Origin of the sequence: Chelatococcus sp. XZ-Ab1, assembly GCF_029309855.1 — a bacterium.
GTDB classification, from domain to species: Bacteria; Pseudomonadota; Alphaproteobacteria; order Rhizobiales; family Beijerinckiaceae; genus Chelatococcus_A; species Chelatococcus_A sambhunathii.
This window is the reverse complement of record NZ_JARKII010000001.1, coordinates 495276-509328: the sequence shown is the minus strand read 5'-3', so window position 1 is coordinate 509328 and position 14053 is coordinate 495276. Positions and strand designations below refer to the sequence as shown.

Annotated in this window: 15 protein-coding genes; 2 read left to right on the top strand and 13 right to left on the bottom strand. The window is 66.6% G+C overall.

The window, feature by feature from the left end; all coding sequences use genetic code 11:
• Positions 1 to 37 precede the first annotated feature (37 nt).
• From P2T65_RS02465 to P2T65_RS02430, 8 genes are all read right to left on the bottom strand, one after another.
• Positions 38 to 754: an NUDIX hydrolase gene (locus P2T65_RS02465; RefSeq protein WP_276199129.1), complete on the bottom strand. Its 717-nt coding sequence runs from the start codon at positions 752 to 754 to the stop codon at positions 38 to 40.
• Positions 751 to 1656, bottom strand: a complete 906-nt coding sequence (locus P2T65_RS02460; RefSeq protein WP_055457418.1) for a PhzF family phenazine biosynthesis protein — start codon at positions 1654 to 1656, stop codon at positions 751 to 753. Before P2T65_RS02460 ends, P2T65_RS02465 begins: the two co-directional genes overlap by 4 nt.
• Before the next feature lie 11 nt (positions 1657 to 1667).
• Entirely contained in the window at positions 1668 to 2792 is a 1125-nt protein-coding gene (locus tag P2T65_RS02455) for an endonuclease/exonuclease/phosphatase family protein (protein WP_276199128.1), read from the bottom strand.
• Positions 2793 to 2891: 99 nt separating this feature from the next.
• The gene (pdxY, locus tag P2T65_RS02450; protein WP_055457420.1) at positions 2892 to 3740 is read right to left on the bottom strand and encodes a pyridoxal kinase PdxY; all 849 of its coding nucleotides are present in this window, start codon (positions 3738 to 3740) and stop codon (positions 2892 to 2894) included.
• Between the two features lie 180 nt (positions 3741 to 3920).
• Positions 3921 to 4112 carry a DUF6494 family protein gene (locus P2T65_RS02445; RefSeq protein ID WP_019404420.1) on the bottom strand — a complete coding sequence of 64 codons (192 nt, stop codon included), beginning with the start codon at positions 4110 to 4112 and terminating at the stop codon, positions 3921 to 3923.
• 26 nt (positions 4113 to 4138) lie between these two features.
• Positions 4139 to 5155, bottom strand: a complete 1017-nt coding sequence (locus P2T65_RS02440; protein WP_055457422.1) for an ABC transporter substrate-binding protein — start codon at positions 5153 to 5155, stop codon at positions 4139 to 4141.
• Between the two features lie 33 nt (positions 5156 to 5188).
• A complete protein-coding gene (locus P2T65_RS02435) occupies positions 5189 to 5986 on the bottom strand; it encodes an ABC transporter permease (RefSeq protein WP_055457423.1) in 798 nt (265 codons plus the stop codon).
• A complete protein-coding gene (locus P2T65_RS02430; RefSeq protein ID WP_055457424.1) occupies positions 5983 to 6819 on the bottom strand; it encodes an ABC transporter ATP-binding protein in 837 nt (278 codons plus the stop codon). The genes P2T65_RS02435 and P2T65_RS02430 overlap by 4 nt, the downstream gene beginning before the upstream one ends.
• Before the next feature lie 175 nt (positions 6820 to 6994).
• On the opposite strand from P2T65_RS02430, the gene P2T65_RS02425 reads away from it, so the two are divergent.
• A complete protein-coding gene (locus P2T65_RS02425) occupies positions 6995 to 7513 on the top strand; it encodes a DedA family protein (protein WP_055457425.1) in 519 nt (172 codons plus the stop codon).
• A gap of 195 nt (positions 7514 to 7708) precedes the next feature.
• On the opposite strand, the gene ilvC is transcribed toward P2T65_RS02425, so the two are convergent.
• Positions 7709 to 8728 carry a ketol-acid reductoisomerase gene (gene ilvC / locus P2T65_RS02420; protein ID WP_055457426.1) on the bottom strand — a complete coding sequence of 340 codons (1020 nt, stop codon included), beginning with the start codon at positions 8726 to 8728 and terminating at the stop codon, positions 7709 to 7711.
• 212 nt (positions 8729 to 8940) lie between these two features.
• Between ilvC and P2T65_RS02415 the strand changes: the two genes are divergently transcribed.
• Entirely contained in the window at positions 8941 to 9486 is a 546-nt protein-coding gene (locus tag P2T65_RS02415) for a DUF924 family protein (RefSeq protein ID WP_276199127.1), read from the top strand.
• A gap of 3 nt (positions 9487 to 9489) precedes the next feature.
• Here P2T65_RS02415 and P2T65_RS02410 read toward each other — a convergent pair whose 3' ends face one another.
• The 4 genes from P2T65_RS02410 to P2T65_RS02395 all read right to left on the bottom strand — a co-directional run bounded on the left by P2T65_RS02410 (position 9490) and on the right by P2T65_RS02395 (position 13883).
• A complete protein-coding gene (locus tag P2T65_RS02410; protein WP_276199186.1) occupies positions 9490 to 10638 on the bottom strand; it encodes a cellulase family glycosylhydrolase in 1149 nt (382 codons plus the stop codon).
• A gap of 68 nt (positions 10639 to 10706) precedes the next feature.
• Entirely contained in the window at positions 10707 to 11240 is a 534-nt protein-coding gene (ilvN, locus tag P2T65_RS02405; RefSeq protein WP_019404412.1) for an acetolactate synthase small subunit, read from the bottom strand.
• 44 nt (positions 11241 to 11284) lie between these two features.
• Positions 11285 to 11977: a glutathione S-transferase family protein gene (locus P2T65_RS02400; RefSeq protein WP_276199126.1), complete on the bottom strand. Its 693-nt coding sequence runs from the start codon at positions 11975 to 11977 to the stop codon at positions 11285 to 11287.
• 145 nt (positions 11978 to 12122) lie between these two features.
• Positions 12123 to 13883: an acetolactate synthase 3 large subunit gene (locus tag P2T65_RS02395; RefSeq protein WP_276199125.1), complete on the bottom strand. Its 1761-nt coding sequence runs from the start codon at positions 13881 to 13883 to the stop codon at positions 12123 to 12125.
• Positions 13884 to 14053 lie beyond the last annotated feature (170 nt).

Sequence of the window (14053 nt, the reverse complement as noted above, 5' to 3'; positions counted from 1 at the left end):
GGCTGCGCTTCGAACCTGCCGCCTGCTGCCCGCTTCCTCACCGCGGGCCGTCCAGCAGATGCTGCAGGAAGACCTGCGTGAAATAGGGCATTCGCTCCGAATCGATGTCCGCCGGTGCCCGCACGACGTGCATTCCCGCCAGTTCCGGCTGCTCCTGCCGCGCCAGCCACGCATCAATCTGCGCGCGAAGCACGTCTGCTGGCAGGGGCGAGCGCACCGGGCGCATCAGTGCGGTGCGCGCGCCGTGAAACACGGCTGTCCACGTCTCCGCGATGACGACATCGTCCTCGCCGAGCCCGGTCTCCTCGAGGAGTTCCCGGCTGACGCTGCCGGCGAGGTCCACGCGCCGGTCGGGCAGGATATCACCCGGATCCGGCGTCCCGGCGGGGAAGTAGATGCGTCCGGCGTTCGCCGTATGGTCGCCCATGATGCCGAGCAGATAGGGTCCGTCGGCTGCCTGCAGCGCCGCCATGGCGAAGCAGTTGCCCGCGCTGCCGGGAGGAAAGTCGAGATCGCGCATGGCGAGGAAGCTCGCATAGTCGCTTTCCCGGTAGCGCACCTTGAGGATGCCGTCCTCTACCCGCCGTTCGCAGCAGATCAGCACGCGCCCGTTGTAGAGCGCCGGGCTCTCGGCCGTCCGGCGCGCCCAGTGCGCGTCGATCGCCGCCCTGTGCTCCTCGGCCCAGGGCCAGGCCCCCTCTTCGCACCAGGCCTCGACGCCGGCGAGCGGCAGGATCATCGGCTCTTCGATCACAGGAACAGCGCTCCCTCGCTGACGACGACGGCCGCGCCGCCGATGGCGGCCTTGACAAGCGTCCCGCCCTCGACCGTCAGCGTCAGCTCGATCTGGGAGGGGCGCCCCATGGCATAGCCCTGCTCGATGACGAGGATGTGTTCCCCGTCCGCCGGCGTGTCGTAGTCCATGACCGCGCCGGCGAAGGCCGCCACCGCCGAGCCCGTCGCCGGATCCTCTCCGATGCCGAGGTCCGGCGCGAACATGCGGGCATAATAGGCATGGCCGGCGTCCACCGGCTCGCGGCAATAGATGAAGGCATTGGCGCGTGGCCCGTCGCCGAAGGCGGCATCCCAGGCGGAGACCCGCCGCCGCGCCCGGTCGACCGCCGCCCGCCCCGCCACCGGCACGATGGCATAGGGCACGCCGGCCGAGTATTTGGCCGGCTGGTGCATGCCGAAACCGATGTCCTCGACGGCGAGGTCGAGCGCCGCGGCAAGGGCTGCGGGCGAGGCAAGCTCGCTCAGCCGCTCCGGCAGGCGCGGCAAGGTGAAGGTCGCCCGCCCATTGCCCTTGCCGGCGATCTCGACGGCGCAGGGGACGAGGCCCACCTTCTCCTCGAGCGTAAAGGCGAGGGCACCGGGGCTCGGCCCGTGGTCGATGAGCCCGAGCAGTACCGCGGTGCCGACGGTGGGATGGCCCGCGAAGGGCAGTTCCGCCGTCGGCGTGAAGATGCGCAGGCTGGCACGATGGTGCGCATCCTCGGGCGGCAGCACGAAGACCGTCTCGGACAGATTGAACTCCTTGGCAATGGCCTGCATGCCGGCATCGCCGAGCCCCTGCCCATCGAGCACGACGGCGAGCGGATTGCCACCGAGCGCGGTGTCGGTGAAGACGTCGAGCGTGAAGAAGCGGCGTCCCATCGTCTCAATTCCTATGCTTGCGTCGGGTTGCGTCGGGCCGGCAGGTCGATCCCGACGACGAGCGGACAATGATCGCTCGCCTTCGGCCGGTCCCAGCCGACACGAGGATAACGATCGCAGGAGGTCGCAAGTGCCGCCAGCGAGCGATTTTCCTGCCGCGGGTCGAGCGGCACGCGATAGGGCAGCCCGCGGCGCACGATCTCGACCTCGGGTGCCGGATTGGCCGCGGCGAGCGCAGGCGACAGAAGGATGTAGTCGAGCTGCATGTGCCGCTCGACGATGTGCCCCTCGCTCTCCGACCATGCGCGGCGGAAATGCGTCCACCGCTCGTGCGCCGGCAGGTCGGCGAGCGGATTGACGGCAAAGCCGTGCGTTAGCGGCTCCAACCCGCTTTCCCCTTCCGCGATCACGCGGGCACCGGGACCGATGGTCTCCTCGCAGCCGTTGAGATCGCCGATAATGAGCCAGTTCGCCTCGGCGACGGCGGGTCCAAAACGCGCCTCGACGAGGCGGCGCACGGCCCGCGCCTCGGCTCGCCGCAGAGGGCGCGTGGCGATGCGCCCGTCGTCGCGGCCGTTGCTCATGGACTTGAAGTGACACACGAAAAGCGTGAGCGTCGCCTCCCCGAGATCGACATCGACCATCAGGCAGTCGCGCTGGAAGAGCCGGTCCGTCTCGAGGCGCCCCATCGCGGCGAGGTCGTCATCGAACACATCGAGGTCACGGAAGGTCAGCTCGGCGTGCGAGGTGGCGCGCACGGCGCCCGGCCCGGCGACGAGATCGCGCCGCATGGCGCAGGCCACATCGATGCCGCGCACGTCATTGCCGTGCCTGAGGCGGAAATGGCCGTAGCGCTTGTCGGCGAGACGATGCACGTAATTGGCGAAAAAGGCTTCCAGCACCGAGAGGCTGTCCACCTCCTGCAAGCACAGGATGTCGGCATGAGCCTCGGCGATGGCAAGCGCCGTCATCTGCCGCTTGTCGTCCTCGAGCGCCACCGCCACAGAGCGCTCCACCGCCTCGCGATGTTCCTTGGAGGAGAACTCGAACAGTGACATGGCGGCCGCCGTCTCGATGCGCGCCGCCGTGCCGAAGCGGTGGCGCGCAATGAGGTTCTCGACATTGAACGTCGCCACGCGCAGCCGCATCCGCCCAAATCCTCGTCCTGTCGGCCTCGCCCGGCGACGCTGCCGCAGTGTCCTATTAGGCGCCCGGCCGCGCGAGGTGTGAAGCCCCTAGACGGCCTCCACCGGAAAACTGTGGCTCGGCGTCACGAACTCGTCCTGCGCCGCGACGGTGAGGATCTCGCGCGAGCCCGCCTCCTGCGTCCGTTTGAGCAGACCATAGACGGAGGCCGCCGCCGCGCCGAGGGCCTTCGCCGCCGAGCGGCTCCGCAGGAAATGGACGAAGAACAGCGCCGCGATCGCATCGCCCGCCCCGTTGATACCCAGCGACAGGCGCGGCGTGCGCACGCGCCAGGTGCCTTCCCCGTCGGCCGCCAAGAGGTCGATGGCGTCTGCCGGCGTCTCCTCGGTATGGAGGGACGTGACCAACACCACACGCGGGCCGGCAGCGCGCACGGCCGAAACCGCCGCCTTCGCGTCGGCGAGCCTCGCCGAGCTGCGGCCGGAGAGGAAGTCGAGCTCGAATTGATTCGGCGTGACGATGTCGGCCGCCGGCACGGCGTGCTCGCGCATGAACTCGGGAATGCCCGGCCGCACGAAGATGCCGCGCCCCACATCGCCGATGACCGGATCGCAGCAATAGAGCGCGGCCGCATTGGCTTTCTTCACCCGCCCGACGGCTGAGAGGATGCCGTTGCCGATGTCGGCCGAGCCCATGTAGCCGGACAGGACGCCATCGCAGACCGGCAGCACGCCGCGCTCGGCGATGCCGTCGACGAGTTCCTCGATCATCGGCGCGTCGAACACGCGCCCTTTCCAGGCACCGTAGCCCGTGTGGTTGGAGAACTGCACCGTATGGATCGGCCACACCTCGACGCCCAGGCGCTGCATGGGAAAGACGGCCGAGGCATTGCCGACATGGCCGAAGGCGACGTGCGACTGAATGGAAAGAACGTTCATCCCGAGCCCTCCCGAGCGCAGAGCCTCGGTTTAGCGGCGCAGGACGCGAAGGAGAAATGAAAAGGCGTGAGGAGTGCCCCACGCCCACGAGATGGATCGAGCGGTTGCTCCTTGTCCGGGCCTGTCATTGCAAGTCGGGCTTGCCCGACTTGCAACAGGTTGAAGCACGCCGCGGCCCCGTCACTTCAGCTCGATCGTCTCCTCGATGACGTGGTCGAGCGGCACGCCCTCGGCCGTGAGCTGCATGCGCAGCTTCAGCCGGCCGCCGGGCACCGCCCCCTCGCGCACCACGCGCTCGATCTCGCGCTGCGACGTGACGCCCACCTGCTTCAGGAACTTGCGCAGGGCCATGTTGAACTTCTCTTCGTCCATGGCTGCCTCCTCTCCTACGCCCCGGCTCAGCTGCCGCCGGCGGCCTTCTTCACGAAGGTGTCGGTGAAGGTCTTCGACAGGTCGACATTGGCCTTGGCGAGTTCCTCGTCGAACTGCGTCAACATGCCGAGCGCGCTCTTCATGCCGTCCTCCGGGATGATACCGGTGCGCGAATAGGTCTCGCGCGAGGCCTCGACGGCGCGCTCGTAGAGCGCCCGGTCGCCCAAATAATACGCCTCCGGAACGGTCGCGACGATATCGTCCGTACTGGCCGTCTCCAGCCACTTCAGCGACTTGTGGAAGGCGTTGACGATCGCCTGCACCGTCTTCGGATTCGCCTCGATGAAGTCCTGTTTCAGGTAGACGACGGCGGCCGGATTGGAGCCGCCGAAAATCTCCTTGGTGCCCTTCTCCGTGCGCGAATCCGCGATGACGACGATGTCGCCGTCCGCCTCGAGCTTGGAGATGACCGGGTCAAGGTTCGAGATGGCCTCGATCTCGCCCTTCTTCATGGCCGCAACCGCGCCCGCGCCGCCGCCGACGCCGATATAGGCCGCATCCTTCGGATTACCGCCCGCCTTGGCGATGAGATAGTTGACGAAGAAGTTGGTGGACGAGCCGGGCGCCGTGACGCCGACCTTGGCGCCCTTGAGGTCCGCCGGCGACTTGATGGCGTCGGCCTTCTCCTTCTTCACGGCCAGCACGATGCCCGGAAAGCGCCCGAGCTCGATGACGGCGCGGATGTCCTGGCCCTTGGCCTGCATGCGGATGGTGTGCTCATAGGCGCCGGTCACGACGTCCACCGACCCGCCGACGAGCGCCTGCAGCGACTTGGCGCCGCCGCCGAAATCGTTGATTTCGACCTCGAGCCCCTCCTCCTTGAAGAAGCCCTTCCGCTCAGCGATGGTGAGGGGCAGGTAGTAGAGCAGCGGCTTGCCGCCGACGCCCAACGTCAGCTTCGGCTTTTCCACGTCGGCCGCATGGGCCGCGCCGCCGGCAACCGCCAACAGGGCCGCTGCCGCGATCGTCTTCCAGAATGTCATTGGTTTCCTCCCACCTGTTGTTCTGTCCCGTAATCACCCCTGCGCCGTCGCCGCCCCGGTGCCCGGCTGCCAGACGGTGAGCCGTTTCTCGATGGCCGTGACGAAGGTGTCGATGACGATGACGAAGACGGCGAGCACCAGCATGCCCGAGAACACGCCGGTGACGTCGAAGACACTCTCGGCCTCGTGGATCTTGTAGCCGAGCCCGGCCGAAGAACCGAGATATTCGCCGACGACGGCTCCGACGAGCGCAAAACCGACAGAGGTGTGCAGCGAGGAGAACATCCAGGTGAGCGCCGCCGGCCAGTAGACGTGGCGCAGGAGCTGCCGTTCGTTCATGCCCAGCATGCGGGCATTGGCCAGCACCACGGGGCTCACCTCGCGCACACCCTGATACACGTTGAAGAAGACGATGAAGAAGACGAGCGTGAAGCCGAGCGCCACCTTCGACCAGATGCCGAGGCCGAACCACAGGGCGAAAATCGGCGCCAGGACCACGCGTGGCAGGGCGTTCGCCGCCTTGATGTAGGGGTCGAACACACTGGCGAGAATCTCGCGCCGCGCGAAGAGGAAGCCGAAGGCGATGCCGCCGATGGCGCCGAAGGTGAAGGCGAGCACCGTCTCGGTCAGGGTGATACCGAGATGATACCACAATTCGCCCGAGACGAGATCCTTCCACGTGCGGGCGAGGACATCGAGCGGCGTCGAGAAGAAGAAGGGATCGAACAGCGGCTTGCCGCCGCTCACCGGCACGGCGGTGAGGAGATGCCAGACGAGGAGGAAGGCAAGCCCGACGCCCACCTGCATGGCAAGAAGCGTCGTGCGTCTCATGCGTTCGCCCCTTCACCCTGCGCGTAGGCCTTTTGAACCTCGACACGCAGGGTCGCCCAGATGGCCTTGTGGATGGCGTGGAAGGCAGGATCCAGGCGGATCTCCGCGATATCGCGCGGCCGCGGCAGGGAGACGGGATAGTCGCCGACGATGCGGGCCGCGGGTCCCGCCGACATCACCACCACCCGGTCCGCCAGCGCGATAGCCTCCTCGAGATCGTGCGTGACGAACATCACGGCCTTTCGATCCTGCGCCCACAGGTCGAGCAGCAGGTTGCCCATGATCTGACGGGTCTGTGCGTCGAGCGGCCCGAAAGGCTCGTCCATCAGCAGGATCTGCGGGTTGCGGATCAGCATCTGTGCCAGCGCGACACGCTTGCGCTGGCCGCCGGACAGCATGTGCGGATAGCGGTCGGCAAAGGCGGCCAGGCCGACACGGCCGAGCCATTCCCGGCCCCTCGCCAGCGCCTCGGCCCGCGGCACACCCTTCGGCTCCAGCGCCACGGCGACGTTGTCGATGGCTGTCTTCCAGGGCATCAGCGCGTCCTGCTGGAAGAGATAGCCGGCACGGGCATTGAGCCCCGACAATCGCTCGCCGAAGATGTCCGCCCCGCCCGCCGAGGGCTTGAGCAGCCCGGCCGCCGCGTTGAGCAGGGTCGACTTGCCGCAGCCCGTCGGCCCGACGATGGCAACGAACTCGCTGGCACCGACGGTAAGATCGATGTCGCGTACAGCCTGGTAGGTGCCGCCGCCCTTGAGCGCGAAGGTGATCGCCACCTGCGACAGCCGCACCGCCGGGCTGTCCGCCTCCTTCACCTGTGCCGGAGCGTGCATGCCCGTCCTGTCATCGCGCGTCCTCGATTCCTTGTCTTCGTTCGAAGCAGGAAACGTTAACCGATACGGCCTGCGACGCAACCGCCGCGGCTCCGTGACGGCGCCTGCCCTCTGCCACTTGCACTATCCCGTTGCCTCCCGACATATGGAGCCGTTCCTTCCACCCGGGCCCCTGATGACCTTTGACAATTTCGTTTCCGGCACCGTGGCCTTCGTCCGTGACCATGGCGAGTGGGCCCCGGCCATCGTGTTCGGGCTCGCCTTCGCGGAATCCTTTGCCTTCATTTCGCTGCTGGTGCCCGCCTGGGGCATTCTCGTCGGCATCGGCGCCCTCATCGGCGTCAGCGGCCTCGAATTCTGGCCGATCTGGCTCGCGGCCGCCGCAGGCGCAAGCCTCGGCGACTGGGTGTCCTACCTCATCGGCTTCCATTTCAAGGATGCGGCGACGCGCGTATGGCCCCTGTCACGCCACCCGCAGATGGTGGAGCGCGGCCATCGCTTCTTCATGCGCTGGGGACCCTGGGGCATCTTCATCGGCCGCTTCTTCGGGCCGCTGCGGGCTGTCGTCCCCCTCATCGCCGGCATCTTTGCGATGCCCCGGTTCCTCTTCCAGATGGCGAACGTCTCCTCCGCCATGGTCTGGGCCTTCGTCCTGCTTGCCCCCGGTGCCTTCGCCTTTCACAGGCTGCTGTAGAAAGGCCCCGGCACGGTGCACCGGGGCTCTGATGGGGAGCGCAAGCAGAACCAGCTCGCGCAGTTTTGTGGACGAATTCCCTTCACCGTCATGCCGGGGCTTGTTCCCGGGGTATCCACGGATGCCTGGCAGCGCCAGGCTGAAAGGTTTGGATGGCCGGGATGAGCCCGGCCACGACGGTGGCGGCCGGGATGCTCAGTTCTTGGACTTGTCGACCAGCGCCTTGGCCTTGATCCAAGGCATCATGGCGCGCAGCTTCTCGCCGACTTCTTCGATCTGGTGAGCATTGACGCGCGCGCGGGTCGCCTTGAACGAGGTCTGGTTGACCTTGTTCTCGAGCATCCAGTCGCGCGTGAACTTGCCGGACTGGATGTCGGTGAGCACGCGCTTCATCTCGGCCTTCGTCTCCGCCGTGATGATGCGCGGGCCGGTGACGTACTCGCCGTACTCGGCCGTGTTGGAGATCGAGTAGTTCATGTTGGCGATACCGCCCTCGTAGATGAGGTCGACGATCAACTTCACTTCGTGCAGGCACTCGAAATAGGCCATCTCGGGAGCGTAGCCCGCTTCGACCAGCGTCTCGAAGCCGGCGCGGATGAGCTCGACAAGGCCACCGCACAGCACCACCTGCTCGCCGAAGAGGTCGGTCTCGCACTCTTCCTTGAAGGTCGTCTCGATGATGCCGGCGCGGCCACCGCCAATGGCGCTGGCGTAGGAGAGGCCGAGATCGTGGGCATTGCCAGAGGCGTCCTGATGGATGGCGATGAGCGAAGGCACGCCGCCGCCGCGCTGGTATTCCGAGCGCACGGTATGGCCGGGGCCCTTGGGCGCCACCATGAGCACGTCGAGGTCAGCGCGCGGCTCGATGAGGTTGAAGTGCACGTTGAGGCCGTGCGCGAAGAGCAGCGCGGCGCCGTTCTTCATGTTGTCGGCGAGGTGCTCGCGGTAGATGTCGGCCTGCAGCTCGTCCGGCGTCAGCATCATGATGACGTCGGCCCACCTGGCGGCCTCGGCCACCTCCATAACCTTGAAGCCCTCGGCCTCGGCCTTCTTCGCCGAACCCGAGCCCTTGCGCAGGGCGACCGCCACGTCCTTGACGCCGCTGTCGCGCAGGTTGAGCGCATGGGCGTGGCCCTGGCTGCCATAGCCGACGACGGCCACCTTCTTGCCCTTGATCAGATTGAGATCGGCGTCGCGATCGTAATACACACGCATGATGGGCCCTTTCCTTGGCAAGGTGGTTATGATGGCACGCTGACCCCGACCATCCTGCGCGGCGCGGGTCGTGTCGTGGAACGTTTCTGTGACGGCGGTAAAGCCCGAGAAGCGCTGTGGGTCAAGTAAAATCCGGCACGGGGGACCAAGAGAGTTCCGACATTCGTCCTAACGATCCGTAATATGGAACAATCCGACAGGGAGGTTGCACCATGATTGCAGCGAATGCCGCGGAGATTATCGCCTTCTGGCGCGAGGCCGGCTACGAGCGCTGGTTCTCGCGCGACGAGGCCTTCGACGAAGAGATCCGCGCACGCTTCCTCGCCACCCATGAGGCAGCCGCCGCCGGCGCGCTGAACCGGTGGGAGGAGACGCCGGAAGGCGTCCTCGCCCTGCTGATCCTGCTCGACCAGTTTCCCCGCAACCTGTTTCGCGGCACGCCACGCGCCTTCGCCACGGACGCGCTGGCGCGCACCATCGCCGACCGGGCATTGGCGCAAGACTTCGACCGGAAAGTGCCATCGGAACTGAAGGGCTTCTTCTACCTGCCGTTCATGCATTCGGAGAACCTCGTCGACCAGGAGCGCTGCGTTGCCCTGTACGAGGCCGCGGGCGACGAGAAGGGCCTGCCCCATGCCGTCGAGCACCGTGACATCATCGCCCGCTTCGGCCGCTTTCCGCATCGCAACCCCATCCTCGGCCGTGCCACGACGGAAGAGGAGGCCGCCTTTCTTGCAAACGGCGGCTTTTCCGGCTGACGTTCACGAACGCCCGGCGAGCACCCTGCGCAGGATCCCCATGAGCGCCTCACGGCGCTCGGCTCCGCGCGGCTGTTCGCGTCGCTGCAGCGCGGCGCCGACGGAGGCCTTCGGGCTCCCGGTCCCGAGCTCATAATCGTAGCCGTCCCAGGCATCCTCACGAAAGGAGTAGAAGGCCCAGTGCAGGCCCGCCTCCTCGAGGAGCGAGACGACATCGGCAAGATAGGCGTCGCAGCCCTTGTTCCAGCGTACGCAGCCGAATTCGCCGACCATCAGGCGCGAGCGCGGCACGTCCTTCGCCTCGGCCCACTCCAGGAAGGGCGACAGGTGCTTCGCGAGCCTCTCCCTGTCCCAGTATTCCGCCCGACCATGGGCCCGCACCACGCCAGGATAGGTGAAGCGTCCCCGGTTCTCGTGGCTGGTGAAATCGTAAGGCGCGTAGAGATGCACCGCGTAGATGAGATTGTCGTCCGCGATCGGCGCAAGGCAGCGCACCGCCGCCGGCTGGCCATAGGACCCGGTGTCGAGGACGATGGGTATCGTAGCATCGACGACGCGGATGGCCGCAACCATGTGACGATAGAAGGCATCGAGGTCGCGCGCCGTGCCCTTCGCTGCCGCGCACCAGCGGTCACGTTCGGCAATGTCACCCTCGGGAAGCCGGTAGCCATTCTCCGGCACCGGCTCGTTGACGATGTTATAGGCCACAAGGGCGGGATGGCCCTTGAAGGCCGTCGCTATGTCGTGCCAGTACGCTGCGGCCTGATCCCAATAGACCTTGTCGCGCCAGAGTCGGCCGTCGTGGCGGCGGCCGTTGAGTTGCACCCAGCGGGCGCCCGGTAGCCCGAGCGGCGTCAGCACCACCTTGACGCCCGCAGCGGCAGCCGCATCGAGAACCCGCCCGAGCCGCGCCAGATCGGCCGGCACGAGCCCCGCATAGACATCGAGACTGCCGGCGAGGAAGTCGCGCCGTTCGCCCCGCCACTTGTCGAAGGTCAGGCGCACGAAATCGACGCCGAAGTTCTTTGCAGCATCGAGGCGGGCGCGCGTCTCGACCTTGTTGAAGAAATTGGCGCCACGCCGCTGCTCCCCCCAAAAGCCTCCTGCCTCGCCAGCGGCGGCCGGCAGGGTGAAAAAGCCGGCAGCAAGCACGGCCGCCAATGTCGGCCGCGCCCATACCCGACGGCTGAAGCTCCCACAGCCTGCGCGCCGCACCTGTCTCACATCGACTCGGCGCCGCGGCCGATGGCCGCGATGCCGGTGCGGGCCACTTCCGTCAGCCCGCAGGCCGTCATGAGACTGATGAAACGCTCGGTCTCGTCGCTGGTCCCTGTCAGCTCGAAGATGAAGGACGAGAGCGTCGCATCGACCGTGCGGGCGCCGAAGGCCTGAGCAAGACGCATCGCCTCCACGCGAGCTTCGCCCTTGCCCACTACCTTCACGAGCACCAGCTCGCGCTCGATGGCGTCGCCGTTGACCGTCAGGTCGTCCACCCGGTGCACGGGCACGAGGCGCGAGAGCTGAGCCTTGATCTGCTCGATAACGTGCGCCGTGCCCGTCGTCACGATGGTGATGCGCGACAGATGCTTCTCGTGCTCGGTCTCGGAAACCGTGAGGCTCTCGATGTTGTAGCCCCGGCCGGAGAACAGGCCGGCGATGCGCGCCAGCACGCCCGGCTCGTTGTCGACGATCACCGCGAGCGTATGGCGCGCGATGGGCTCGGCAGCGGGAGCATCTGAATAGTGAGACTTCATCGGCGGACCTGCAAAGGGGGGCTGAACATGCTGCATGATTGTCCTCACGCACTCTTGCGATAATTCGCGATGGGCTCGGCGTCCACCTCGTCCTCGGCGACGATCCAGGGCTCGGCCAGCGCATCTTCGCGCCATGCGCGGAAGGCCGGCAGGTCGAGCACCGCGTCCATGTAGGCGCGTGTCGCCGCATCGACGGGGAAGGAATAGGTCTCGAGGCGGGTGACGACCGGCGCATACATTGCATCGGCTGCCGTGAAGGCGCCGAACAGGAAGGGGCCCTCGGCGCCGAAGCGCTCCCGGGCCTCCCGCCAGGCGAAGGCGGCGCGTGCCACGTCGCGCGCGACCTGCGGGCCGAGGTCCATGGCAGCATACTTCTTGCCGAGATTCATCGGGCAGGCCGAGCGCAGCGCTGAGAAACCGGCATGCATTTCGGCGGCCAGCGACCGCGCCATGGCCCGTGCCGCCCGCTCGCGCGGCCAGATGGGCAGGTCGGGATGCATGTCAGCGAGATAGTCGATGATGGCAAGCGATTCCCAGACGACGATGTCGCCGTCGACAAGCGCCGGCACCTTGCCGGCCGGCGTATAGCGGGCGATCTCCGCCTTCCACGCCGGATCGTCAAAGGTCGGGCCGAAGGGCACCTTCACCTCCGCGAAGGGAATGCCGAAGTGGCGCATGACGAGCCACGGGCGCAGCGACCAGGAGGAATAGCACTTGTTGGCGATGACGAGCTTCATGGGCCTTCGTCCGGTTTCGACTGTGGGGCGCCGAGACTGCCGCGGCAACCGGCGCCGGTCCAATCAAGGCATGTGACGCAAACGATCACGGTTGACGCGCACGCGGCGCACCCTCCCCCTGAGGGGAAGGGTGCGGTGCCCAGCCTCACACCAGCATCTTGCCCTTGGCGTCGATGACCGAACCAATGTCCTCGGCCACGTCGCCCAGGATCATCTCGTTGTGCGCCTTGCCCGAGGGGATCATCGGGAAACAGTTCTCCGCCTTGTCGACCACGCAGTCGAAGATCACGGGTCGGGGCGTGTCGATCATCTCGCGGATGGCATCGTCGAGTACGTCCGGCTTGTCGCAACGGATGCCGACGCCACCATAGGCCTCGGCCAGCTTCACGAAATCCGGCAGCGAATGCGAGTAGCTCTCCGAATAGCGCCCGCCGTGCAGCAATTCCTGCCACTGGCGCACCATCCCCATGTATTCATTGTTAAGGATGAAGACCTTGACCGGCAGGCGGTACTGCAGGGCGGTCGACATTTCCTGCATGTTCATGAGGATGGAGGCTTCGCCTGCGATGTCGACGACGAGCGCATTCGGATGCGCGAGCTGCGCCCCGATGGCTGCCGGCAGGCCGTAGCCCATGGTCCCGAGACCGCCGGAGGTCATCCACCGGTTCGGTTCCTCGAACTTGAAGAACTGGGCGGCCCACATCTGGTGCTGACCGACCTCCGTGGTGACATAAACCTCCCGGTCCTTCGTCAATTCGTACAGCCGCTCGATGGCGTACTGAGGCTTGATCACGTCGCTCGACTTGCGATAGGCGAGGCATTTGCGATCCCGCCAGCCGGCGATGTTGTCCCACCAGCCTTTGAGCGCCACCTTGTCCACCTGCGGCGCCGTGGAGCGCCACAGGCGCACCATGTCCTCGAGCACGTGGGCGCAGTCGCCGACGATGCCGATGTCAACCTTGACGTTCTTGTTGATCGACGATGGGTCGATATCGACGTGGATCTTGCGCGAGTGCGGCGAGAAGGCATCGAGCCGGCCCGTGATGCGGTCGTCGAAACGCGCGCCGATGTTGATCATCACGTCGCAGCCGTGCATCGCGAGATTGGCCTCGTAGGTGCCGTGCATCCCGAGCATGCCCAGGAACTGCGGGTCGGAAGCCGGATAGGCGCCGAGGCCCATCAGCGTCGAGGTGACGGGAAAGCCCGTCAGGCGCACGAGTTCACGCAGCAGTGCCGCAGCTTGCGGTCCGGCGTTAACGACGCCGCCGCCGGTATAGAACACGGGCCGCTTGGCTGAGGCCATCAGCGCGATCGCAGCCTTGATCTTCTCCATGTCGCCCTGCACCTGCGGGCGATAGGTCTTGTGCTGGTTGCTGGCCGGGCGCGCATAGGTGCCGCTCGCGAACTGGATGTCCTTCGGCAGGTCGATGACGACCGGACCGGGCCGGCCGTTCGCCGCGACGTAGAAGGCCTCGTGCATGATGCGCGGCAGGTCCTCGATGCGCTTGACGAGATAATTGTGCTTCGTGCAGTGGCGTGTGATGCCGACGGTGTCCGCCTCCTGGAAGGCGTCCGAACCAATGAGATGCGTCGGCACCTGCCCGGTGAGGCAGACGATCGGGATCGAATCCATCAGCGCATCGGTGAGGCCGGTGACCGCATTGGTCGCGCCCGGGCCCGACGTCACCAGCACGACGCCGACCTTGCCGGAGGAGCGCGCATAGCCCTCGGCCGCATGCACGGCGCCCTGCTCGTGCCGCACGAGCACGTGCTTGACCTTGTCCTGGTGGAACAACGCGTCATAGATCGGCAGCACGGCGCCGCCGGGATAGCCGAAGATGTGTTCGACTCCCTGGTCCTGCAGCGCGCGAACCACCATCTCGGCGCCGGTCATCGTCTCGCTCATCGTCTTCTCCGTTTCCTCGTCGGCGTGGCCGGACGGGTCGGACCGGGGCAACAAAAAAGGGCCCCGAAGGACCCTGCATGCGCCACCAGCCGGACCTGCGGATCATCTCCGCTCCGTCGATGGCGCCCCCGTTACAATAAGAATTGCGCGCATAAGCCGCACGTTCCTTC